Genomic DNA, 23,627 nt, shown 5'->3' with positions numbered 1-23,627 from the left:
CTCACCTTCAGTGAACAGGTGCGCCGCACTGTGCAGCACCATATCGGCGGGTGCGAGGGTACGCACATTGGCCCACCCCGGCACAGGGACAGCAGCGGCCAGTATGGCGTCTGAACCCGATGCAAGCGAGCCGGTCAAGGGCACCAACGCATGGTGAACATCAAGCACCGTGCCGCGGCGCATGTGCCGCAGTGGCGGAAGCTCGTGCATCCAGGTGCGGTAGTAGTGTTGGTCGTACGCATCGCTCTTGGTGGACACCCAGCCAGCACGCATGAGCGCTGACTCCGCATCGGCGAGTCGATCTCGAGGAACCAGAATATCGATGTCCGACACCATGCGTCCATGGCCGGCATCCAGCTCCCCGATCACGTATGCAGCCCCCTTGAGCAAGATGAGGGGGAGTTGCATCGGCGCGAACAATCCCTGCAATCGCCGCACCTCATGCCTGATCTCTTCATGTTGACGATCAGCCAGAAGCATCGATGACCGCAAATGGCGGGTCACTTCAACGGGCAACTTGGCCATTGCGCCGTGGCGACCGATCGTGCTGGCCATTCGCCCCAGCACATCTGCACGCCTGGCCAGTCGAATCACCAGATCCCACTGACCGGGAGAGAGTTGCGCAGCAGCTCGATGGTCAAACAATGACTGTGTCAGCAGATGAAGGCTTGGGTGCATCAGTCTTACCCGCTCAATCCATCGAACCATGCCGTCGCCTCGTCAAGGCGGCTGTAGGTGAGTTGGACAACATCGCAGTTGTCGATCATCGCCGCCAGGCGCTCGAAACCGGAACGGCCGTGCACGTGGTAGTTGAAGCTGTTCGACGCGAGCTCCACCAGCGCCTGCGGATGCTCGATCTGATGCACGGACAAAGGCGCACCCGGCGTGTACTGGGGAAACACAATCCAGCGGGGCAATGCCGACTCGCTGGCCCGCTGCAGACTGGTGTCACTGACCCCCATGTGCGCTACGGTACCTTTGCTGGTGTCATGCGCAATCGGTCCAAACACTGCCTTGGGCAGGAGCCCTTTCATCAGCTGAATCGAGTTGTTCTTGAGACTGATGGGGCGTGGGCAAGCGGTCAACAGCCCTGATTGCGGATCGACAAGCGCCAGCTCGTCCGACAGCAAGCGCCACCCTTGATGCATCAGCCATGCGCACAGCGTGCTCTTCCCCGACCCCGGCGGCGCCGGCATGATCACTGCCAAGCCGTTGCGCTCCACAACGGCGGCGTGAATCGTCAGCCAATTGTGGCAATGGCTGGTGATGCACCAGTTCAACCCCCACTCGAACAGCGCAAACGCCTCGCCGCGAGCCAAGGGCGTGAACGGCCGCATGCCATCGACGTCGAGTTCGCACAATGGCCGGCGCCATCCCATTCGGGGAACCAACCCCAGGTGAAAGTCCCGGAAGGAATCCGGCTCGTTGACCAGGCCGTACGCGCCATAGAGGGCGCGAAGGCCTTCAGCCACTACGGGTATTGGGCTCTTGATCTGTATCTTGAACGGCGGAATGGAAACGACCAGCCCTGCGCCGTTCAAGCGGGAGGAGAGTTCGGACTCGGTCAGGGAGCTGAGACTTGGCGCGTCGCTCATGTCGACTGCAAGCGTTCGATCAGCCCAAGGTGTTCGAACTGCGCCAATTGACGCACTACTTGATCCACATCGGACGAAGTCGGGGCCTCGCCGAGCAGTTCCGCCGCAAGGCTTCCTGCATCGTGGGGAAAGCCGTCAAGCAGCGCTTGCATGATGTCACCGCCAACCGGCGTCAAGGCGTGGAGGCTTGCGTCGGTGGCGTCATACACCACCGCGCCCTCTGACCAGACCTTCAGCGCGAGCGTGTCAGGGTAACGGCAGACCCAGTGGCAGGCGGGCATCACGCCCGATCAGAGAAAGGCCGGTCCGTACACCATATCGAAGTAGGCCATGGTGTCCGTGTAACTCCATGTCGCACCCGCGAAGGGTTGCCACGAACCTTGTCCCTGCCAGATCGATTTGCACTGCGCCTTGGTGAGCATCACGATCGACGGATCGTTCTGGTAGGCGACAGCCGTTAGAAACGCCGCTACGACGTGGCGTGCGAGCGCCGTGTTGTACTGGTTGCCCCCCATGTCAAGCACGTCCTGCAGGCTTTTGCCGGTATAGGCGCTGCCAGGGTTAGCGGTAAATCCGGTCTCACTGGAGATGAACTTCGTGTTCTTCTTGTAGTCGGCGGGTAGGCCATCACCATGGCGCTTCCAGTAACCATGCGAGCGGCACTCATAGTCCGTTTTGATGTCGCGCTGGTAGCTAACCTTCATGTTCGCGGCACGCAGCGATGAGAACGACGACGGCCGGATGCAGGTGTGATCGCCGGCCAGCACCGAATTGCTCTTGAGACCCGCGACCACAGGCGCAGCGCTCAGGCCGGCTCGCACCAAATGGCGTCGTGACAACCCGCCTTGAGGGGATTCGGCGGGTGACTTCGCTTGGGCGGAATCGTTCATATGGTCAGACATAGTGGCCTCACTGATTGGGCGCCCAGTGCCCATTGGCGTGACTGGACTTCGACGCGATTTTACGGGTTTCTGTAGCAAAAAGTAAACGCTCTGCGCGGTTTAGCGCCCTATTGGGCCCCCTTGCCGGTCAATACGACACCCACGGTTTCAAAAAGGATCACCAGATCAAGGAACAACGAGTGATTCTTAACGTAATAGAGGTCGAACTGAAGCTTCTCAGCGGTGTCCTCCACGGTAGATCCGTACTGGTATCGAACTTGAGCCCAACCCGTCACCCCTGGCTTTACGCTGTGGCGAACAGCGTAGAAGGGAATTTCCTGCACCAGTTTGTCGACAAAGAATCCCCGTTCCGGGCGCGGCCCCACGAGACTCATGTCTCCTTTGAGCACGGAGAACAGCTGGGGCAATTCGTCGACCCGAATCTTGCGAATGACCTTGCCCACCCGGGTGACGCGGCTGTCGCCAGCCGTGGCCCAACGTGGCACACCGTCCTTTTCGGCATCGGTGCGCATGCTGCGGAACTTGACGACATTGAACGGACGCCCATTGAGCCCGATACGCTCCTGCCGGTAAAGCACGGGACCGGGGCTCTCAAGTTTGATCGCCAGGGCAGTGATGGCCATCAAGGGCAGCGCCAGCAAAAAGAGCACGCTGGCACCAGCCAGATCAAACAACCGTTTGATGGTGGTTCGAACCACGCCTTGATTGAAGCCTTCTCCAAAAATGAGCCACCCAGCCGACACGGCGTCGAGTCGGATCTGGCCAAGGTTTTGCTCATAGAACGTCGCAATATCGGTTACCCGAACGCCGCCCAGCTTGCAATCGAGCAGTTCTCGCATTGGCATGCTGCCGCCACGGCGCTCAGACAATGCGACCACCACCTCATCAATGCCTTGTGAGCGAACGAATTCGTCCAGCTTGCGCTCCGCAGGCAACACCACATTGGCTTGCACAACCGGTTCGCGTTCATTGGGGCCGGCCATGTACCCAAACAGCTCGGCGTTGGTACCCGTGTGCTCAAGGCAACGGCCCACTGCCTGTGCCCGATCGCCAGAGCCGAACACAAGCACGCGGCGGCGCGCAACCGTGCGCGGCAGAAACTCGCCGACAACCACCTGATAGATCAGCAAGGCGGCCGTCACCATCATGATGAGCACGACCGACCAGGTTCGCCCATAGAACGCATGCAGCGGCAGCAGCAGCAGAATCGCTGACGACAACAGCGAGGTCGTGATGAACGACACGACCGAGCGGGCAATTGCTTGGCGAGGGCTGAGTGCGCCGCGCCGGTCGTAAAACCCGAGCGCCGAATTGATGGCGAGAAAGCCCAGGCCCATGACCAAGCCCCGGATCACCCCTCGCCCGATCTGGGCCGAGGTCAGTTCTTCCGGCTCCGACAGTGCGACCAACGCACCGACAAATACGCCAGCCACCAACAGCACATCCAGCATCTGCTGGATCAGGGTGCGACGGTCGAAATAATGGTTGAATATCTTGATCAAACGGTGTCGCCTGACCGCTCCACAAACGGAACGGGGGTAGCGCCTCTCCTGTAGCTCGAACGAGGATAACGGGCGACACAAGTCAGAACAATCGTTTACATCCTGCTGATGTGTGATGTTTTTGGCCTAAGCAGCAGACTTGTGCCCAGCGTGAGCCACACCCCAAGGCTCAGGCGGGACAGCTCACTGAAGCTGATGAACACGGATAGCGCTGCCACGGCCAGCACGCTGGCCGCCAACGCTGGCGCAACGTCGGCCATTTCGTGACGAACCCGCCAGCACTGACGAAGTGCCAATAGCCACGCAATCACCCAACCCATCGATCCAAGGGCCCCGCCCTCAAGCCAGTACTGAAGGTACTGGTTGTCAAGATGCCAGGGCTCAAATCGGCCCTGAGCCGCAGCCAGCCAGAAGCGATGGCCCTGAGAGAAATCGCCATTGACCAGGACGTCGACGCCGTCTGGCGAGTCCAAGTTCAGCTGTCTCACCTCAATTCGTGTTCCCGGCGTCAGTACCGAAATGGCAAAGGTCCGAGGGCGCCAACGGGCCAGCCAAGCGTCAGGGGAGAAGTCGCTCCCCTTCAAGTCAAATGCCACAGATTGCACTTGGTGTTCCTGGCCCCCGACTTGAAATCTTCTCCATTGGCAGCGCCGGTCGTAGATCAGGTAGCGCTCGCACAAACTTGCCAGGATGGTCACCGGCTCAGGCGCAAGTAGCTGCAAGCGCACGGAATACGAGCCCACCTGCGCGTCCTTGACCCGCTGGGTGGCGGCAAAGAGTGGCCCGGCACGCGGGTCGTCGATGGGTCCCTGCAATCGCATCACCCATTGCCCCTTGGCGCTTTGACGCCACGCCAGTTGGCCACCGAAGGACCCGGGCCCTGGAGAGTTGCCATACCGGTGTGTCCATTGCATGGGACCAAGGCCAAGCAACTTTTCCGTGTCACTTTGCAACAAGCCCCAAGCCTTGTGCCAATGCGCGAGGCGGGCTTGAAAATCCCGCCCAACCGCGTCGAGACGACGTGGCATGTCGCCCCCTTGTGTCATGGCCCAACCCACCTGAAGAGCCAGGGCCAAGGTCAGGATGACCGCTTGACGCCGCTGGCGAGGCTGCCATCGACACAGCGCTGGCGAGTGCCACACCAGGGCGACGATGGCGCCTGACGCCAGCAATGCTGCGCCCAGCACTGCGCGCGATTGCATTGCCACCAATGTCTGCGCGGCAAGCAATACAAGCAACGCCAAAATGAACCACCGCCGACTGTCCGATTCGCGCACCAGGCACCAGAGCAACATGGGCAGCGTCAAAGCCAGGTAGACATCGATCGCGCCGCCTCCCAGGCGCATCTCCCAGAACATGGCTGCCACGCGATACCCCCCTACAGGCATCAGACGCCCGCCATCGAGCAGCAGCTCCCACAACACGGTCAGGCACACAAGGCACAGTCCGATCAGGCACCCCAGAATCCAGTGGCGGGCCAATCCGAGCGGCTCACCCCTTTCGGCCACCAGCCAGGTTGACAGCAGCAGGACAGCCCACAACAACGCTTTTGATCCACGCCAGGCATCAAGCCAGGCCACTGGGTCGGTGAAGGTCCGATCCTGCGCCACCATGGCCGTCAACCCGCCAAGCAATACCAGGGCGGGCAAGCTCAATACCAGGCAAAGCCGGCGCCCGTCCACCGGTGGACGGGCCGTGGCAAACGCGTTGGCCATCGCAGTACCGGCTATCAAGGCCAGAGACAGCAGGTCAATCTCATCGACCCAGTGTTCGCCACGCCAGATGCTCGCATCCGCCATAGGCAGCAAAGCCGCGAGCAAGGTTACCCCTAGCAGCGGCCTGCGCGCTGCCAGGGCGACGACGCCACATACAGCGGCCACGCAGCCTGCTGGCCAAAGGGGATGCGACGCCGCCAATGCCAGCGCAGCGGCCCAAGCCACCAATGCCCCACCCAGCCAGACTGGACGGGCAATTCCTGCGGACGCCACACTTGGCATCATCACGGCTGCAAACCCGCACAACGCATGTCGTTGCAGGCGGATTGGGCAGCGGGCGCAATCGGACTCTTCACTAGATAAATAAAAAGACTGAATCAGGCAGATCAATGTATCAAATGGAAACGCCTTGCCAATGCGTGATACCTGCCACGACTCGCCTTCCTACAGAGGGAAAACCGGCCTATGCGGGCGAGTCCGGGTAGGGGTCCGCTCATACATCCTGAATTGGGTCGGTCACAAAGGCATGAAACGATACGCACGCCGCAGTGGCCCGTGGGCGAAAAGCCATACGGAACACCCGGCATCTTCCCGAATTCCCGCAACTGGTCTTCGGCGTCATCGCTGGCGCTGCACGACCGAGTGTTTGCCTGACGAACGCCACCTCGACATCATTGATGGACTCGCTCGACTCATCTCATCAGGTCAATCACCGCATGCTCTGCACGCTTTTTGCCGCCTTGGCTCTGACCGCATGTGGCGGCGGCGGGGGATCGGGCGCCTCGCAAGACGTTGCCCAAGGCAGTGAGGCGCAGGCGCCGACGACCAGTCCGAGTCCGAGTCCGAGTCCTACCCCGAGTCCGAGTCCTTCCCCGAGTCCGAGTCCTTCCCCGAGTCCGAGTCCGGCCCCTGCGGCAGGCGCTGCAGGTCTCGCGTGCGCCAGTGGTGCCATCACCTGCGTGGAAGTCTCCAGCGGCACGGCGCAGACCAGCGTGCCTGTGACCTTCGGTCAGCCCTTCCGCAAAGGCGACTGGTCCAGCACCCAGGGCCTGGTCGCCCGCGACGCCAGCGGCACCTCCGTGCCCCTGCAGGCCGATGAACTCTCCACCCACGCCGACGGCTCGGTGCGCTTTGCCGTGCTCAGCGCCCAGGTCCCCAACCTGGCCGCCAACACCCCGCGCATCATCAACTTCTACACCGCGGCCAAGTCCTCCTCCAGCGCCAGCCTGCCCGCCAACCCCAACTGGAACCTGCAGGTCACCGCCACCCTCGCTGACGGCACCAAGCTCGTGGCCAGCCCGCAGGCCGCGCTGCAGCAAGCCATCGCCTCGGGCGCCAACCGCCGCCTCAACGGCAGCGTGGCCAGCGAGTTCAACATCGTCGCCCCGATGGTCAACCAGTCCACCGGCGCCGCTCACCCGCACCTGGTCGCACGGCTGCACACCCGTCTCTACGAAGGCGGCGCGCGCATCCGCACGGACGTGATCATGGAGAACAACTGGACCTTCAAGAGCGGTCCCTCCAACATCACCTACTCCCTCTCGGTCACCGCCAACGGCCAGACCCTGCTGAGCCAGCCCTCCTTCACCCACTACCACCACGCCCGCTGGCACAAGGTGGTCTGGAACGGCACTGCCCCCAGCTACCGGCTGCGCCACAACATGCCCTACGTCGTGGCCAGCAAGGCCGTGCTCAACTATGACCTGGGCATCAGCGTGCCCTCCACCGTACTGAGCAACCTCGCCAGCCGCCTGGCCAGCTCCAACACCGGCCCCATGGGCCCGGCGCTGGTGCAGACCTACTTCCCCATGACCGGCGCACGCCCGGACATCGCCATCCTGCCCCAGTGGTCCGTGCTCTATCTCATCACCCAGGACGACCGCGCCCTGGCGGCCATGCTGGCCAACGCCAATGCCGCCGCCGGTGTGCCCGTGCACTACCGCGATGAGGACACCGATCAGCCCCTGAGCGTGGAGACCCGACCCAATGTCGAGCTGCAGTACAGCAGCTCGCAGCCGGCGGTGCCCTCCGGTTCGGGCTCGACCGTCTGGACGCCCGATCGCGCTCACCAGCCCTCCTTCGCCTACCTGCCCTACCTCATCACGGGCGACGCCTTCTACCTCGACGAGATGATGTTCTGGGCCAGCTGGAACATCGGCATGAGCGACAAAGGCACCCGCCTGCAGAGCAAGGGTCTCATCTACTACGACCAGACCCGCGCCCAAGCCTGGTCGCTGCGCTCCATCGGTGAGGCCGCCTTCGCCGCGCCCGACAGCCATCCGCTCAAGAGCTACTACAACAACGTGTTGCTCAACAACATGGCCTACTACGGCAGCTCCGCCCAGTACTCGCCCATCGGTGGCCTGCACCTCAAGGACTACCCCGGCTTCCTCACGCCCTGGCAGAGCGACTTCATGACCGTCGTCTACAGCTGGCTCACCGAGAACAACGTGGCCAAGGCCTCCGACGCCCTCAACCTCATCGGCAAGTTCCAGGTCGGGCGCTTCCTCAACGAGGCCAACGGCTACTGCCCCACCAAGGCACTCACCTACGACCAGAGCAGCCGCAACGGCTCCGGCCAGTGGATCACCACCTGGAGCGAGATGTTCAACTACAACTTCGCCTCCTACGCCGGCAAGCCCTGCAGCCAGGTTCCGCTCAACGAGGAGGCCTACCCCAGCGAGCCCGATGGCATGTCCGCCATGGCACGTGCCTCCATGGCCTCCGCTTACAACGCAGGCATGAGCGATGGCCTGGCCGCCTACAACAAGGTCAAGTCACTGTCCTCCGCCATGGACGCCAACCTGCCCTCCGACCCCACCTGGGCCATCGTGCCTCGATGAGCTGAGGTCTAAAGGAGCGACCGCAGCTCGCGAGAGGCCTCCAGCAACAGGGGCAAAAGCTCTGACTTGAGCTGAACAGCGTCCATTCGATCCGGGGAAACCACGACATTCAGGGCAGCCAGCGTGCTGCCCTTCATGTTTCGCAACGGAACCGCCAGAGCCAGCACGCCCAACTCGTGCTCTTCCCTCACGACCGCCAGGTCCTCCTGCCGGACCTGCGCCACCGCGGCGCGCAGGCTCCTGGGATCAATCGCTGTCATCGGCGTCAGTCGCTGCAACTCGCGCCCCTTCATCCATTCCGCGAATGCCTGCGGCCGCATGGCCGCCAGGAGAATTCGCCCAGTCGACGTCGCGTGCGCAGGCATGCGTGTGCCCAGATGCAATCCATAGGGGACGAGACGCTGCGCCTGAGGCGAAGCACTGCGGGCCACGATGACCACCTCTTCGCCATCGAGCACCGCCACCGAGAAAGACTCTCGCGCCACCAATGCCAATCGGTTCAAGGTGGGTTGAACCAGGCGAGGCAGCCGCGACGACGCCAGATAACTGCCTGACAGGCGCAGCACCTTGGGCGACAGCCAGTAGTGGCGGCCATCGGATTCGAGATAGCCCAGATCTGCCAAGGTCAAGAGGTGGCGCCTGGCTGCGGCGCGCGTCAGCCCAGCCCGCTCCCCGGCCTGCGTCGCGTTCAAACGCTGGCGTTCGGTGTCAAAGCTCTCCAGCACGGCCAATCCTTTGGCCAGGCCTTCGATGAAATCCGCGCGCGCAATGCCTGTCTGTCTCATCGCCCTGCTCCAACAAGCGCGCGATGATCGCACACATTGCGCGATCATCGCGCAAAGTTCCCGAACCGCCGTTGAGTGTGTCGAGGAGTGCGCATAGGCTGCGCGCATCACCCAATACCCGGAGACATACCCCATGCGAACCCAGGTCGCCATCATCGGCGCGGGCCCCTCGGGCCTGCTGCTTGGTCAGCTGCTGCACAAGGCCGGCATCGACAACGTCATCATCGAACGGCAGAGCGCCGACTATGTATTGGGCCGTATCCGCGCCGGCATCCTCGAGCAGATCGCGGTTGACCTGTTGCATGAAGCCGGCGTGGGAGAGCGCGTGGCGCGCGAGGGTACCGTTCACCACAGCATCGAACTCGTCTTCAAGAACACACGTCACCCCATCGACGTGACAGGTCTGACCGGTGGCAAGGTTGTGACCGCCTACGGACAGACCGAGGTCACACGCGACCTGATGGAAGCCCGTGCCGCCGCGGGCTTGCCCACCGTGTACAGCGCCGCCAACGTCAGCGTGCATGGCTTCGACGGCGACCGCCCGACCGTGCGCTATGAGGCTGACGGACAAACCCACGAACTGGCCTGCGACTTCATCGCCGGCTGCGACGGCTTTCACGGCGTGTGCCGTGCCAGCGTGCCCGAAGGGGCCATCACCGAATACGAGAAGGTCTACCCCTTCGGGTGGATCGGTGTGCTGGCCGACGTGCCACCGGTGTCACCTCACGCGGTCGTCTATGCCAACAGCGACCGAGGCTTCGGTCTGTGCTCGATGCGCAGCCTCACGCGCAGCCGCTACTACGTGCAATGCCCCATCGACGACAAAGTCGAGCAATGGAGCGACGACCGCTTCTGGGACGAGCTTCGTCGCCGGCTGGACCCGGCCATGGCCGAAGCCATCGTGACCGGACCCAGCATCGAAAAGAGCATCGCGCCCCTGCGCAGCTTTGTGGCAGAGCCGATGCGCTTCGGCCGAATGTTTCTCGCCGGCGACGCGGCCCACATCGTGCCGCCCACAGGCGCCAAGGGCCTGAACCTGGCCGCCAGCGACGTGAAGTACCTCTCCAGCGCGCTCATCGAGCACTACATCGAGAAAAGCGATGTCGGCATCGATCACTACTCGCAGCGTGCCTTGGCCCGCATCTGGCGTGCAGAGCGCTTCAGCTGGTGGCTCACCACCCTGATGCACCGCTTCCCCGACACCGGCGGCTTTGGCCAGAAGGTGCAGGAGGCCGAACTGGAGTACCTGGTGAACTCGGAAGCGTTGTCGCGATCGCTGGCCGAAAACTACGTTGGCTTGCCACTGGATTTTGGCGACAAGACGCGCGGCTGAGCGCATTCGCGCTGTCGCCAACTTGCCGCTGCGGCGCGCGCTTGGCGACTACAGTCACCGGCTACTCGACCACCCGGTGATCCGATGACCAGCACCACCCTCAAGCCATTGCGCGGCGTGCGCGTGCTCAGCCTCGCCTTGAACCTGCCCGGTCCGGCCGCCCTGATGCGTCTGCGCGCCCTGGGCGCCACCTGCCGCAAGGTGGAGCCACCCGGGCGCGACGGCGGCAGCGGCGACCCCATGGCGCAGTACAACCCAGGCGCCTATGCCGTGCTGCACGAGGGCGTTCGCGTGGTCACCATGGACCTCAAGAGCGACCGGGGCCAGGCTGCGCTGCAGCGCGAGCTGGGCAAGACCGACGTCCTGCTGACCTCGTTTCGACCCTCCGCGCTCCACAAACTCGGCCTGTCCTGGAAAGCACTGCGCAAGTCGCATCCGCACCTGTCGATGGTCGCCATCGTGGGCGCACCGGGTGCGCGTGCCGAAGAGCCAGGCCATGACCTCACGTATCTGGCCGAGGCCGGCTTGATCACCGGCCGGGACCTGCCGCCCACGCTGTTTGCCGACATGGGGGGCGCCCTCATGGCGGCCGATGCCGCATTGCAGGCGGTCCTGTGTGCGCGCACGCAAGGCAAGGGCGTTTTCCAGGAGGTGGCCCTGTCGGACGCGGCCGCCTGGCTGGCGCTGCCCCGCAGCTGGGGTCTCACCCAGCCCAAGGGGGCCGTCGGCGGTGCCCACGCGGGCTACCGCGTGTACGACTGCAAGGACGGGCGTGTGGCCGTGGCGGCGTTGGAGCCCCATTTCGCAGCAGCATTGTGCGACGCTGTCGGCGTGCCCATGCGCGGCGTCGCTACCCTGTTTGCACCTGCCACGCACGCTGCGATGGCGGCCTTCTTTGCGGGTCAGAAACGGGCTGCGCTGGACAAGCTTGCCAGCCAGCGCGATCTGCCGCTGCACACACTGGCCTGAGCGACGCGGGGACCGTCCCCTCTCAACCCGCCCACAACGGCAGGGTCACCCACAGCAGCAAGCCCAGCGCATTGACCACGCAGCAGGCGAGGAAGGTGCGTTGAAAGCTCGCCTCTTCCAGGCGGTGGGCCAGGGCGTGCTGGGCCACCCAGGCCGCGGGCCAGCCACCCAGCACCGCGGCTGCGTGCAAATGCTCGACCGGCCAGGGCCAGCCGCCCTCCTCGGCCACGTGCTTATCGCGCCAGTACAAGAACAGGGTGGCGATATTGACCAGCACCACGCCGGTGATGACCACCCAGGGCATGCGCCCTGCAGCAATGCCGATCAGCCACAACAGGCACCAGGCGCCCAGCAGGCCGGTCGCCACCAGATTGCGCCGGCGTTCGTCACGTCGCTCGCGCCAGCGCGCGGCGGCCGAGACCCCCGCACTCGCTTCGAGCACAGGCTCGGCGGCCACCTGCGGCGCAGCGGCGGCTTCCTGCAGCGGCGGTGGCGGCGGCAACTTCACCGACAGGGCACGCGGCCCTTTGCCGCCAATCACGATCTCGTCGAACACCACCTCGGTCCCGATGGTCACCGGGTGTGGGCCTTCGTAGTCGCGCAGGTGGAAGTAGACCTCGGCGGCGGTTTGCGGGCTGCGGATGTAGCCGCTCTGGTGCTCGGGGTCCCAGCGGACGATGGATCCAGACTTTTTCATGGCGTGCGCGATTGGAGCTGCCGCGAGTATCGGCAATTCGGCACGGCGATTGAACGCGAGCGGGGCGGTTGACGCGCAGGCGCGACGAACAGGTGCGTCAGCGCTTTGCCCGCGGCGGCAGCCCGGTGTGCTGTGTGAGCAGCCGCCCTTTGGGTGGCGTGCCACCCTGCGCAGGCGAGCGCCCCTTGGCCGGCGTGCTGTTCTTGCGCCGCGCGCTCTGGTAACCGCCATCGGTGAGCGGCTGGAAGGTCGGGATCAGGTGCTGTTTGCCGTTGCCGATCAGATCGGCCCGGCCCATGGCCTTGAGCGCTTCTCGCAGCAGCGGCCAGTTGTTCGGGTCGTGGTAGCGCAGGAAGGCCTTGTGCAACCTGCGCCGCTTCTCGCCCCGCACGATGTCGACCCGCTCGCCACGCTCGTCGCGGTGGATGCCCTTGAGCGGGTTCAGGCTGCTGTGGTACATCGCCGTGGCCGTGGCCATGGGGCTGGGGTAGAAGGTCTGCACCTGATCCGCGCGAAAGCCGTTGCGCTTGAGCCAGAGCGCCAGGTTCATCATGTCTTCGTCGCTGGTGCCCGGGTGGGCGGCGATGAAATACGGAATCAGGAACTGCTGCTTGCCGGCCTCTTCGCTGTACTTCTCGAACAACTGCTTGAAGCGGTCGTAGCTGCCGATGCCGGGCTTCATCATCTTGGACAGCGGGCCGTTCTCGGTGTGCTCCGGTGCGATCTTGAGGTAGCCGCCCACGTGGTGCTGCACCAGCTCCTTCACGTACTCGGGGCTCTTGATGGCCAGGTCGTAGCGCAGGCCCGAACCGATCAACACCTTCTTGATGCCCTTGAGTGCGCGCGCACGGCGGTAGATCCTGACCAGCGGGCCGTGGTTGGTTGTGAGGTTCTGGCAGATGCCGGGGTAGACGCAACTCGGCTTGCGGCACGCCGCTTCAATCTCGGGGGTGCGGCACCCCAGGCGGTACATGTTGGCGGTTGGGCCGCCGAGGTCGCTGACCACGCCCGTGAAGCCCGGCACCTTGTCGCGGATCTCTTCGACTTCGCGAATGATGGAGTCCTCGGAGCGGCTCTGGATGATGCGGCCTTCGTGCTCGGTGATCGAGCAGAAGGTGCAGCCGCCAAAGCAGCCCCGCATGATGTTCACGCTGAAGCGGATCATCTCCCACGCCGGGATCTTGGTCTCGCCATCGTGACGACCCTGCGCATCGGCATAGGCCGGATGCGGGCTGCGCGCGTACGGCAGGTCGAAGACATGGTCCATCTCGGCCGTGGTCAGCGGGATCGGCGGCGGGTTGATCCACACATCGCGCGCCGTGGCACCTTCGCCATGGGCCTGCACCAGCGCGCGGGCGTTGCCCGGGTTGGCCTCGACGTGCAGCACGCGGTTGGCATGTGCGTACAGCACCGCATCGCCCTTGACCTGCTCATAGCTGGGCAGGCGGATCACGGTGCGCTCGCGCGGCAGCTTGGCCACGCCACCCTTGCCCTGCGGACGGTGAATGGTGATCGGCTGCACTGCGGGCGGCGCGACCTCGTCGTCCTTGGCACAGCTCTGGCCCTTGGCCTGGGCCTGCTCGCTGGTTGTCTGGTAGGGGTTGATGTGGTCTTCCACATGGCCGGGGGTGTCGACCTCGGTGGAGTCGAGCTCGATCCAGCCCTCGGCGCTGGGGTCGCCCGGGCGACGCACGAAGGCGGTGCCGCGCACATCGGTGATCTGCTCGATGGGTTCGCGCGCCGCCAGGCGGTGTGCCACCTCGACCAGGGCGCGCTCGGCGTTGCCATAGAGCAGCAGGTCGCACTTGCTGTCGACCACCACCGAGCGACGCACCTTGTCGCTCCAGTAGTCGTAGTGGGCAATGCGGCGCAGGCTGCCCTCGATGCCGCCCAGCACGATCGGCACATCCTTGAAGGCTTCGCGGCAGCGCTGGCTGTAGACGATGGCGGCGCGATCGGGCCGCTTGCCGCCCACGTCGCCCGGCGTGTAGGCATCGTCGCTGCGGATCTTCCGGTCGGCGGTGTACCGGTTGATCATCGAATCCATATTGCCGGCGGTCACGCCCCAGAACAGGTTGGGCTTGCCCAGGGCCTTGAAGGCCTCGGCGCTGGTCCAGTCGGGCTGCGCAATGATGCCGACGCGAAAGCCCTGCGCCTCCAGCACCCGCCCGATCACGGCCATGCCGAAACTCGGGTGGTCGACGTAGGCGTCTCCGGTCACGATGATGACGTCGCAGCTGTCCCAACCCAGCGCGTCCATCTCGGCCCGGCTCATGGGCAGGAATGGCGCCGTGCCGAAGCGCTTCGCCCAATAGGGGCGATAGCTGGTCAGCGGCTTGGCCGGCCGAGGGAAAAAGGAGACGTCAATGGGGGCGTTCATGGCGGGGCCAGCGCCCGCGGGGCGGTGCCAGACAAAGGCGCAGATTCTACCGGCGCGCCCTCTGGCGCGCACTCATTTGGGCTTGAGCGTCCAGGTCGGCACCTCGGTCGGCGCCGGGCGCACCTGACGGCGCTGCTCCAGGCGGTGCGCAGCCAGCCGGGCCGTCATCTTCAGGCGAGACAGGTCCTCGATGCTGGACTGCCCATTGGGTTGGAAGCTGAAGCAGCACAGCGTGCCGAACACCTCACCGCTGGACAAGACCACCGGGGTGCTGATGTGGGTGCCGATGGGGTGGGACAGGTCCTTGAGCAGCAAGGCCGCGGCCGGGTGCTGGCGTGCATCTGCCATGAACTGCGGTAGCCGCCCATCGACCACGCGTTGGCACCACGACGCCTCCAGCGGATCGCTGTGCCCCTCGGTGAGCAGCTTCACACCGGGTGCCTGCGCCACCTGACGAAACGCCCGTTGGCCCTCGACAAACTCGGAGACGAACACCACGTCCATGGCCATGCGCTCGCGCAGCAGGGCCAGCACCTCGCGGATGGATTGGTCCAGGGCCTCGTCGGACTGGTCGGCGGTGGCGACCAGCAGTTCGGAGACCTTCACCGACAAGTCGTCGGATTCGAAATTCTGGCCAGCGCTTTGGGAAGCGCTCTGAGAAGTGGATGGCTTGTTCGGCATGGCGCGATTTATAGCGGCCTTGCGGGTTTCAATCTGTTTCAGCGGCGATGCCCGCATGCGCCACGAGGCGATCGACCAGCTGCAGCAAGGTCTTGCGCTCGGGCGCGCTCAGGCAGGCCATGATTTCCTGGTTGCGGCGCTCGATCAGCGCCATCGCCCGCTGGTGCAGCACCGCGCCGCGCCGCGTGAGGCTCAGCACCACGGCGCGCGCGTCGTGCTCGCTGGCGGTCTTGGCCAGCAGTTCGCGCTCGACCAGCATCTGCGCCGCCCGACTGGCCTGGGCCTTGTCCAGGTGGGCGTGGGCGGCCAGGTCGTTCACCGACAGCGGGCCGAAGGCGCCCGCGGCGGCCAGCGCCCTGCCCTCGGCCACGCCCAGGCCCAGCTCGGCTTGGTAGGCGGCCGCCGTGACGCGGTCGGTGAGCTTGCCCAGGCGGTGCAGACGCCAGGTCAGCTGCGCGGCCAAGGCGCTGGATGCGTCACGCGGGGCCATGCAGGGGCTCCTTCAGGCAGCGCGATCGCGCCTGGTTGATCAGGCTCAGCGCCGACGCAGCGTCGGGTTGGCGCGCCAGCAGCGACAGGCTGAGCATGGCCAGCAGCACCGGCGCCTGCGATTCGCCGACTTCACCCAGGGCATGACAGAGGGCTGTGTAGCTCGTGTCCAGATCGCTGTCGGTCATGCGCAGACTCCGGTGGTCAGAAGGGTTTGTTTCAAAGCGGTGGGATCGAGCCCACGCCAGCGGCCCATCACGTAGCCATCGGGGCGGATCAGGATCAGCGCCTGGTCGGTGGGACTGCCGAGCCCATAGCGACGCCAGGCCTGGCCGGCGACATCCGTGTCGGGGCTCAGTTCGACGCCCACCACATCGATTGGCAAGTCCGGGCGCTGGCCACCGAAGACGAGCGCGACAAAGCCCTTGCCGAACATGCTGCTCAAGTGCCATGCCCCCTGGGGCCCGCTGAGCAAGGCTTCTGGCGCAGGCGCGCCGGGCGCTGCCTCCTCACTGGCCCAGCCCGGCGTATCCGGTCCGTTCAGGTGTGAGCCCACATAGCGAATGGCGGCCGATTGCCGTGGGTTGATGAGGCCCCGCACCTGCGGGTCGTCCATCGCCAGGCGCAACGCGGCCTCGCGCATGAGGCGAAAGGCGAAGTCCGGTGGCGCCATGAACTCCGTGCTTTTGGCGCCGTACGCGATGTTTTCGCGCGTGGCGTGCACCCGCTCGACGCTGTACGAATCCAGCAAGGCCTCTGGCGAGGTGCCGGCGATTACGCGAGCGAGCTTCCAGGCCAGGTTGCCGGCATCGTCAAGCCCCGAGTTGAGGCCACGCACACCGAAGATGGGCACCAGGTGCGCGGCATCGCCGGCGAAGAACACCCGGCCGTGCCGGTAACTGGGCAGCGTGAGGCACTTGGCGTTGTAGATCGAGATCCACAGCGGCTCCCAGGGCTCGATCTCGCCAATCATCTGCAGGTGGCTCTGCACACGGGGCAGGACGTTCTCGGGCTTGACGGCCTCCACCGGGTCCTCGTCGTCGCGGATCTGGTAGTCGATGCGCCAGACATCGTCCGGTTGGCGATGCATCAGGATGGTGGAGCCGGGGTTTGACGGTGGGTCGAACCAGGCCAGCCGCTCCACCGGTCGGCGGGTCTTCTGGCGAATGTCCACAATGACATACCGCCCCTCGTACTGGGTGCCTTCCAGTTGCAAGCCCAATTGCTCACGGACGGTGCTGCGTCCGCCGTCGCAAGCGATCAGCCAGTTGGCATGCAGTTGGTGCAAGGTCTCGCCGTGCCGAACCTTCAGCACCACCCCATCCTCCACAGGTTCGACGTTTTCAACGCGGTGCCCCCAATGCAGCGCTTTGACGTCGCTCATGGCCTGGTGGGCGTATTCCTCCACATAGAACTGCTGGATGTTGACCATCGGCGCAAATCGCTGCGTCGTCTCGCTCGGCATCTGAAAGTGCAGCACCTCGCTCTGTCGAAAGTGGCTGCGACCGCCCACCCAGCCCAGCCCCTTGGCCACCAGTGGCGCGTGGGCACCAACCCAGGAGAGGATTTCCTGCGAGCGTCGCGACATGCAGATGGCCCGGCTGCCGGTGCAGTAGCCCTCGTCTGCCTCCAGTACGGCGCAGTCGACGCCCTGGCGCTGCAGCAAGGCGGCCAGCGTCAGCCCAACCGGGCCGCCACCGACGATGGCCACGGATACGCGTGGCGCAAGCGTTGAACGCATGAATACCTCATTTAGTTGCGGGCGCAACTATATCGCACGTGAGCGACAGCCCACCCTACCGTGCGTCGCTAACATGAATCGACATAGAGGAGACACACATGCCCGACTTCGCCACGCTCACCATCCATCACGACGCGCAGAACCCCCGCATCGCGCGTCTGCTGCTCAACCGTCCCGAGCACTACAACGCCATCACCGATGACACCCCGCGCGACATTCGCGCCGCGGTCGAGTGGGCCAATGCGGATCCCGATGTCCATGTGATCGTGGTCGAGGGTGCCGGCAAGGGCTTCTGTGGAGGCTACGACCTGTCGCAGTTCGGCGAAGGCGAGATCGACCACCCTTGCCAGCAGGAGCGCCACCCCTGGGACCCCATGGACGACTACGCCTTCATGAAGCGCAACACCGAGGACTTCATGACCCTGTGGCGCAGCGCCAAACCCACCATTGCCAAGGTCCACGGTGCGGCCGTGGCCGGTGGCAGCGACATCGCCTTGTGCTGCGACTTGCTGCTGATGGCCGACGACGCCCGCATCGGCTACATGCCGACCCGGGTATGGGGCTGCCCGACCACGGCCATGTGGACGTACCGGCTGGGACCGATGCGCGCCAAACAGCTCATGTTCACCGGCGACGTGATCGACGGCCGCACCGCGGCCGCCTGGGGGCTGGCCAACGAGGCCGTGCCCGCAGACCAACTGGAGGAGCGAACCCGGCAGCTTGCAGAGCGCATTGCCGGGGTGCCCAAATCCCACCTCGCCATGCACAAGCTGGTGGTCAACCAGGTGATGCTGACCATGGGCCTGGAGCAAACGCAGCAAATGGCCACCGTCTTCGACGGCATCACACGCCACAATCCGGAGGGACTCTGGTTCCGGCGCTATGCCCAGGAGCAAGGCTTCAAGGCCGCCGTGCAGTGGCGAGACAGCGGCAAAGCCATCCCCGAAGGCGACGAAGCGCGCGCGTTGGTACGTGCAATCGAATCCCGCCGCCAACCGGGCCAATAAGCCCGTTCATCTCGACACAGGTCTTACGGAAGGGGTGGGAATGTAAGCCAAACGTTCCCTAGCATGGGCGCCTTCCATCACCACACCACACAGGAGAGACCCATGGCACTGCAGTTCGGCAAACGCGACAACGAGCACGCCCGCCCCCTTGGCTCCGGCATGGCCAGCCCCCGTCCGGGCGCCACCACCAACCCGAGCGGCACAGCCTATGGCGCCAATCCCGGCAGCACACCCGCCGATACGCAGGCTCAGCCCGTGGCCACCACCGCTGCCACCCCGCAGACCACAGCCCCGGAAGGCGGCAGCAAACTCATCGTCGGCCCTAACATCAAGCTCAAGGGCGTCGAAATCCAGGACTGCGACACCTTGTTCGTGGAAGGCACCGTTGAAGCCACCATGGATTCGCGCGTCATCCAGATCGCCCAACAAGGTGCGTTCAAAGGCTCGGCCGAGGTCGACATTGCCGAAGTACACGGCAGCATCGACGGCAACCTGACGGTGCGCCAGAAGCTGGTGATTCACGCCACGGGCAAGGTCACCGGTCGCATCCGCTACGGCAAGGTCGTGATCGAAGAGGGAGGCCAGCTTTCGGGTGACGTCGAGTGCGCGACCCATGGCGCCGCCAAGTCGGCCTCGGGCGCAAGCGCCAGCACCACGGCCAAGCCCTCCATGGCGCTGGCTGCCTGACAGCGTCGATCCCGCCAACTGGCGCAAGGCCCACCGGCCCCGGTATGCTCGGGGCCATGTACGCCGAGTTCTTCGGACTTCAGCGCGATCCCTTCTCGATCGCCCCCGACCCCCGCTACCTCTACATGAGCGAGCGCCACCGCGAGGCACTCGCTCATCTGCTGTATGGCGTACGGGGCGGCGGCGGGTTTGTATTGCTCAGCGGCGAAATCGGTGCCGGCAAAACCACCATTTGCCGATGCTTCCTGGAGCAAGTGCCCGAGAACTGCAAAGTCGCCTACATCTTCAACCCCAAGCTCACCGTCGGAGATTTGCTGCGCACCATCTGCAGTGAATTCCACATCGAGGTCAAGCACGAGGGCATCGGGCCCGCCACGGTCAAAGACCACCTGGATCCGCTCAACGCCTACCTCATGGCGAGCCACGCGCGCGGCGAGCGCAACCTGCTCATCATCGACGAGGCGCAGAACCTCACGCCCCACGTGCTGGAGCAATTGCGCCTGCTCACCAACCTCGAGACGAGCGAGCGCAAGCTGCTGCAGATCATCCTGATCGGCCAGCCTGAACTGCGCGACATGGTGGCACGCCCCGAGCTGGAGCAACTCGCGCAGCGCGTCATCGCGCGCTATCACCTCGAAGCGCTCGACGCCGATGAGACGCGCCAGTACATCCAGCACCGATTGCAGGTGGCCGGCCTCAAGGGCCCGCCACCGTTCAGCAGTGCGGCCATTGATCGCATCCACACGCTCTCGCGCGGCGTACCGAGACGCATCAACTTGCTCTGCGATCGGTCCATGCTGGGCGCCTACGCCACCGGCCAGCACAAGGTGGAGCGCGCCACCGTCGACAAGGCCGCGGCCGAGGTGCTGAGCGAGCACGCGGGCACCACCGCACAACGCCGCGTCAGCGCGAACCGTCGCCGGGCCGGCACGCTGGGGTGGCGGGCTTTGGGGGTGGGTGCTGCGGCGGGGGCACTGATCGGCGCATTGGTGGCCGCCGGTGCCATCTGGTGGTGGACACAGCAGCGCGCCACTTCATCCGCCAGGGCGCCTTCCGCCGACGCTCAGGCGACGCTCTTGAACGGCGCCGACACGCGCCCGCCCACCGGCATTGCCGCCACGGCAGCCCCTGCCTCCGGGCCGACCGACGCAGCTGCCCTTCCCACCGCGAAGCCCACTCCCGCCAGTGCTGCGCCGGCCGACACAGCCGCAGCGCCACAGGTCATGTCCGGCTGGCCGCCTGCCGATCGCCTGCAGACAACGGAAGACGAGGCCTGGCGCGAACTGGCGAGCTTGTGGCAGGTTGACCTTCCCGCTGGCGATCCGTGTGCCATGGCCTTGCGCGCCGGGCTCCAGTGCTACCGCACCAACCGCATGACCTTGAATGGCCTGAAGGCGCTCAACCGCCCAGGCGTTCTGCGCGTGCGCGATGCCACAGGCGACGGTGGGTGGCTGTTGTTGACCGGGCTCTCGGCCGACGAAGCCCTGCTTGGCGATGGCGCCCGGACCTGGCGCGTGGCCGTTGCCGAACTCGACACGAAATGGCAAGGCCAGTTCGCCACCTTGTGGCGTTTGCCACCCGGGCAGACCGCGAGACTGATCGATGGCCGAACCGGCCCGGCCGCCGATTGGCTGGACGCCCAGCTCGCTGCGCTGCAGCGCAGCGGCTGGATTTCCGTCGGCGCCACCTCCATGCAGTCCCGGCTCACCGCGTTTCAGCGAGCACAAGGCATCGACACGGGCGGACCGGCAGGGCCGGTGACCTTCATGCAGATCAATCTGGCCAGCGGGGTGGATGAGCCCCGACTGGTGCCCAAGTCCTGACCCACGCCATGTCCTACATCCTGGACGCCCTGCGCCGTGCCGATGCCGAACGCGAGCGCGGCCAGGTGCCGGGCTTGCACACCCCGCCAACGACTTGGGCCAAAGAAGGCCAGCGTCGTCGATCACCCGCCGCCAGGGGCGTTGCAGCGCGCAGGTCAGCGCTCGTGGGACTGCTGGCGCTGCTCGCCCTCGTTGCCGCGCTCGCTTGGTGGCTTATCGGCAAGCCATCGGGTGATCCCGCCGAGCCCACCCCGGGGGAGGCACGCCCGCCAGTCAACACTTCGCAAACCCCCTCATCCCCCGCACCTGCCCCGCCCCCTGCGGCAGCTGCGGCTGCGGCGATGCCAGCGCCCCCCGCGGAGGCGGTCGCACCGCCGGCCACCCCGCCTGTCACGCCGGCCACCGGCCCCATATTGGCGCCCGCTCCGGTGCAGCCACCACCCGCCAAGGCGGCAGCAGCTGAAACGCCGCCGCCAGCCAGCGACAAGCCCTTGCCCAGCATCAACGACCTGGCGCCCTCCCAGCGGGCTGGCTTGCCGCCGCTCAAGGTCAGCGGTGTCACGTATGCCGAGACGCCCAGCCTGCGCATGCTCATCCTTGATGGCCAAGTGGTCCAGGAGGGCCAGGACATTGCGGCCGGCGTCACCCTTGAGTCGATCGGCCAACGCTCGGCCGTCATCAACCACCAGGGTCAACGCCTGCGGCTGAGCTACTGACAAGCGAGCGCTTCATGGCGGACCCCTTGTTGATCGTGCAAGACCTGGGCTTTGCCTGGCCCGACGGTCGTCGCTTGTTCGACCACCTCAATTTCTCGCTGGGCCCCGGCCTGAACTGGCTCCAAGGGGATGACGGCAGTGGCAAGAGCACGCTGCTGGCATTGACCGCCGGCGCCTTGCCCACTTCCCAGGGCCGCCTGTGCGCAGCTGGCCATTGGTACCACGAGAATCCCGACGCCTATCGGGCCCAGGTGTTTCGCATCGACCCGCAAACCGAGGCACACGACGCCACGCCCGCTGCCAGCTACCTGGAAGGCCTTGCGCACCACTGGCCCCACCTGAGCGCGTCCGCACTGTCGGATCTGGTTGACGGCTTCGACCTGTCGGCGCACCTGCACAAGCCGTTGTACATGCTGTCAACCGGCTCGCGGCGAAAGGTGTGGCTGACCGCCGCCCTGGCAAGCGGCGCACCGCTCACCTTGCTGGACCAACCCTTTGCCGCCCTGGATGCGACTTCGACCGGGTTCCTGATCGAGGTGCTTCAGGACCTGGCCGACCACCCCAGCCGCGCCTGGTGGGTAGCCGATCACTCGGTCGAGAGCCGACTCGCGCCCCGCATGGTGGTTTCGCTGGATTGAGCGACGCGCCTTTGCGCGCTACATTCGGCCCCCCGCGCCACTTTCGACCCCGCGCTGACCCACACGGTCTGGCGCCCTCGACCGGTCGGGGGCGCCAAGGAGGTCATCGGTGATGGAATCCAGACACCTCGCTCATCCACCCCGCCTTCACCGGGTGCTTGCTGGCGACCAACGCCGGGGAGCCGCGCCTGCAGACGACGCGCCAGCATCGGTCATCGAGCGCTGGTTGAAGCGCTGGTTTGGACACGAGCGACGCCCACGCACCTCTCAAAGCGAGCACCTCCGTGTCCTGGCGATCCGCCGCCTGGTTGCCAGTGACCTGGATCCGCACCGCCACCAACTGTCACAGCGAGACACGCGCCTGTATCAGTGCCTCACCAGCACGAGTTCGCTCGAAACCGTACGCCATCTGCGATTCGATCTGTTTGACCTTCTGTGCCGGCGCATGGGCGAAGGCATCGCGGTGGTCCGAATCAAGGAGATTGACGCCTGGCTTTCGCCGCGGCACTAACCTCCCGGCTCAGCGGCCAGACGACCATCCGGTCACGATTGCGTCCATTGAGACGACGCATGCGGCACCGTCCAAGATCAACAGAAGCGCCATCAATTGGTACTTTAGCACTCATTTGTATGCCAAATTCTGGCCAAAGCGCCAGTCTTATGCACTCCTTTCATAACCCTGTCGCCAAGTTACGAAAACTGAACCCGAATTGCAGATCGCTAAATGGACGGGCGCAACGGTCGTACCTACATTCGCGTCACCCGCTGCCCTCGAACACAGCCATGACCACGAACACCATCGCCGAACCGCTGCTCACCCGGTCCATGCTCGATGCGCTGCTCGAGCGCTGGCGGAGCCAACCCAGCGACGCTGCGAGGACGGGCACTTCGACGGACCGCGCAGCGTGCGCGCGTGCACTCATAGCCAAGACCATTGGGGCCTATCTGGCATTTCTGCCGCCGAGCGACCTGCGCACCTACGAAAGCCTCATCGCATCCACATCCTGCGAGGAACTGCGGGACCAGTTCTACGTGTGCTTTGATCTGATCGTTCGCACGCGCGGCGCAGCCACCGCAGTGCTGCGCCTTCAGGAGCTGCATCGCCTGCTCAGCTGATGCCGCCA

General features: G+C 65.1%; 23 protein-coding genes. 10 read left to right on the top strand and 13 right to left on the bottom strand.

Going from position 1 to position 23,627, the window contains the following annotated elements; translation table 11 throughout:
• The 6 genes from KF871_RS16600 to KF871_RS16575 all read right to left on the bottom strand — a co-directional run.
• Positions 1 to 678 (bottom strand): nucleotidyltransferase family protein (locus KF871_RS16600; RefSeq protein ID WP_291145042.1); only part of this gene is annotated, 678 nt, incomplete at its 3' end.
• 5 nt (positions 679 to 683) lie between these two features.
• Positions 684 to 1,595: an HprK-related kinase A gene (locus KF871_RS16595; RefSeq protein WP_291145039.1), complete on the bottom strand. Its 912-nt coding sequence runs from the start codon at positions 1,593 to 1,595 to the stop codon at positions 684 to 686.
• Positions 1,592 to 1,876: a hypothetical protein gene (locus KF871_RS16590; protein WP_291145037.1), complete on the bottom strand. Its 285-nt coding sequence runs from the start codon at positions 1,874 to 1,876 to the stop codon at positions 1,592 to 1,594. The genes KF871_RS16595 and KF871_RS16590 overlap by 4 nt, the downstream gene beginning before the upstream one ends.
• Positions 1,877 to 1,885: 9 nt before the next feature.
• The gene (locus KF871_RS16585) at positions 1,886 to 2,485 is read right to left on the bottom strand and encodes a hypothetical protein (protein WP_291145035.1); all 600 of its coding nucleotides are present in this window, start codon (positions 2,483 to 2,485) and stop codon (positions 1,886 to 1,888) included.
• A 119-nt stretch (positions 2,486 to 2,604) separates the two neighbouring features.
• Complete coding sequence (locus KF871_RS16580) at positions 2,605 to 3,999, bottom strand: TIGR03013 family XrtA/PEP-CTERM system glycosyltransferase (protein ID WP_291145033.1); 1,395 nt, start codon at positions 3,997 to 3,999, stop codon at positions 2,605 to 2,607.
• Between the two features lie 95 nt (positions 4,000 to 4,094).
• Positions 4,095 to 5,819, bottom strand: a complete 1,725-nt coding sequence (locus tag KF871_RS16575; protein WP_291145031.1) for a hypothetical protein — start codon at positions 5,817 to 5,819, stop codon at positions 4,095 to 4,097.
• Positions 5,820 to 6,673: 854 nt separating this feature from the next.
• Between KF871_RS16575 and KF871_RS16570 the strand changes: the two genes are divergently transcribed.
• Positions 6,674 to 8,557, top strand: a complete 1,884-nt coding sequence (locus KF871_RS16570; RefSeq protein ID WP_291145029.1) for a hypothetical protein — start codon at positions 6,674 to 6,676, stop codon at positions 8,555 to 8,557.
• Between the two features lie 8 nt (positions 8,558 to 8,565).
• Here the strand turns inward: KF871_RS16570 and KF871_RS16565 are convergent, their stop codons facing one another.
• On the bottom strand, positions 8,566 to 9,342 hold the full coding sequence (locus KF871_RS16565) for an IclR family transcriptional regulator C-terminal domain-containing protein (protein ID WP_291145027.1): 777 nt from the start codon (positions 9,340 to 9,342) through the stop codon (positions 8,566 to 8,568).
• A 133-nt stretch (positions 9,343 to 9,475) separates the two neighbouring features.
• Here KF871_RS16565 and pobA point away from each other — a divergent pair, with 133 nt between their 5' ends.
• The gene (gene pobA / locus KF871_RS16560) at positions 9,476 to 10,675 is read left to right on the top strand and encodes a 4-hydroxybenzoate 3-monooxygenase (protein WP_291145025.1); all 1,200 of its coding nucleotides are present in this window, start codon (positions 9,476 to 9,478) and stop codon (positions 10,673 to 10,675) included.
• 84 nt (positions 10,676 to 10,759) lie between these two features.
• Positions 10,760 to 11,644: a CaiB/BaiF CoA-transferase family protein gene (locus KF871_RS16555; RefSeq protein WP_291145023.1), complete on the top strand. Its 885-nt coding sequence runs from the start codon at positions 10,760 to 10,762 to the stop codon at positions 11,642 to 11,644.
• A 22-nt stretch (positions 11,645 to 11,666) separates the two neighbouring features.
• On the opposite strand, the gene KF871_RS16550 is transcribed toward KF871_RS16555, so the two are convergent.
• The 6 genes from KF871_RS16550 to KF871_RS16525 all read right to left on the bottom strand — a co-directional run bounded on the left by KF871_RS16550 (position 11,667) and on the right by KF871_RS16525 (position 17,632).
• Positions 11,667 to 12,341, bottom strand: coding sequence for a DUF1294 domain-containing protein (locus KF871_RS16550; RefSeq protein WP_291145021.1), 675 nt, complete (start codon positions 12,339 to 12,341; stop codon positions 11,667 to 11,669).
• A 97-nt stretch (positions 12,342 to 12,438) separates the two neighbouring features.
• Positions 12,439 to 14,721, bottom strand: coding sequence for a YgiQ family radical SAM protein (locus KF871_RS16545; RefSeq protein WP_291145018.1), 2,283 nt, complete (start codon positions 14,719 to 14,721; stop codon positions 12,439 to 12,441).
• Between the two features lie 72 nt (positions 14,722 to 14,793).
• The gene (locus tag KF871_RS16540) at positions 14,794 to 15,402 is read right to left on the bottom strand and encodes a GAF domain-containing protein (RefSeq protein WP_291145016.1); all 609 of its coding nucleotides are present in this window, start codon (positions 15,400 to 15,402) and stop codon (positions 14,794 to 14,796) included.
• Between the two features lie 28 nt (positions 15,403 to 15,430).
• The gene (locus tag KF871_RS16535) at positions 15,431 to 15,892 is read right to left on the bottom strand and encodes a MarR family transcriptional regulator (RefSeq protein WP_291145014.1); all 462 of its coding nucleotides are present in this window, start codon (positions 15,890 to 15,892) and stop codon (positions 15,431 to 15,433) included.
• Positions 15,879 to 16,079: a hypothetical protein gene (locus KF871_RS16530; protein ID WP_291145011.1), complete on the bottom strand. Its 201-nt coding sequence runs from the start codon at positions 16,077 to 16,079 to the stop codon at positions 15,879 to 15,881. Before KF871_RS16530 ends, KF871_RS16535 begins: the two co-directional genes overlap by 14 nt.
• A complete protein-coding gene (locus KF871_RS16525; protein WP_291145008.1) occupies positions 16,076 to 17,632 on the bottom strand; it encodes an FAD-dependent monooxygenase in 1,557 nt (518 codons plus the stop codon). The genes KF871_RS16530 and KF871_RS16525 overlap by 4 nt, the downstream gene beginning before the upstream one ends.
• 98 nt (positions 17,633 to 17,730) lie before the next feature.
• On the opposite strand from KF871_RS16525, the gene KF871_RS16520 reads away from it, so the two are divergent.
• The 7 genes from KF871_RS16520 to KF871_RS16490 all read left to right on the top strand — a co-directional run bounded on the left by KF871_RS16520 (position 17,731) and on the right by KF871_RS16490 (position 23,619).
• A complete protein-coding gene (locus KF871_RS16520) occupies positions 17,731 to 18,639 on the top strand; it encodes a crotonase/enoyl-CoA hydratase family protein (protein ID WP_291145005.1) in 909 nt (302 codons plus the stop codon).
• A 102-nt stretch (positions 18,640 to 18,741) separates the two neighbouring features.
• Positions 18,742 to 19,326: a polymer-forming cytoskeletal protein gene (locus tag KF871_RS16515; RefSeq protein ID WP_291145002.1), complete on the top strand. Its 585-nt coding sequence runs from the start codon at positions 18,742 to 18,744 to the stop codon at positions 19,324 to 19,326.
• Positions 19,327 to 19,382: 56 nt separating this feature from the next.
• Positions 19,383 to 21,149, top strand: coding sequence for an AAA family ATPase (locus KF871_RS16510; protein ID WP_291145000.1), 1,767 nt, complete (start codon positions 19,383 to 19,385; stop codon positions 21,147 to 21,149).
• Positions 21,150 to 21,490: 341 nt separating this feature from the next.
• Positions 21,491 to 21,865, top strand: coding sequence for a general secretion pathway protein GspB (locus KF871_RS16505; RefSeq protein ID WP_291144998.1), 375 nt, complete (start codon positions 21,491 to 21,493; stop codon positions 21,863 to 21,865).
• 14 nt (positions 21,866 to 21,879) lie between these two features.
• Complete coding sequence (locus tag KF871_RS16500) at positions 21,880 to 22,503, top strand: ATP-binding cassette domain-containing protein (RefSeq protein ID WP_291144994.1); 624 nt, start codon at positions 21,880 to 21,882, stop codon at positions 22,501 to 22,503.
• Between the two features lie 226 nt (positions 22,504 to 22,729).
• Complete coding sequence (locus KF871_RS16495) at positions 22,730 to 23,014, top strand: hypothetical protein (RefSeq protein ID WP_291144992.1); 285 nt, start codon at positions 22,730 to 22,732, stop codon at positions 23,012 to 23,014.
• Positions 23,015 to 23,286: 272 nt separating this feature from the next.
• Positions 23,287 to 23,619, top strand: coding sequence for a hypothetical protein (locus KF871_RS16490; RefSeq protein WP_291144989.1), 333 nt, complete (start codon positions 23,287 to 23,289; stop codon positions 23,617 to 23,619).
• Positions 23,620 to 23,627 lie beyond the last annotated feature (8 nt).

It is taken from the genome of Hydrogenophaga sp. (assembly GCF_019635465.1).
Lineage (GTDB): Bacteria > Pseudomonadota > Gammaproteobacteria > Burkholderiales > Burkholderiaceae_C > Hydrogenophaga.
Note: the sequence above shows the minus strand (reverse complement) of the source record. Positions and strands in the feature narration are given on the sequence as shown.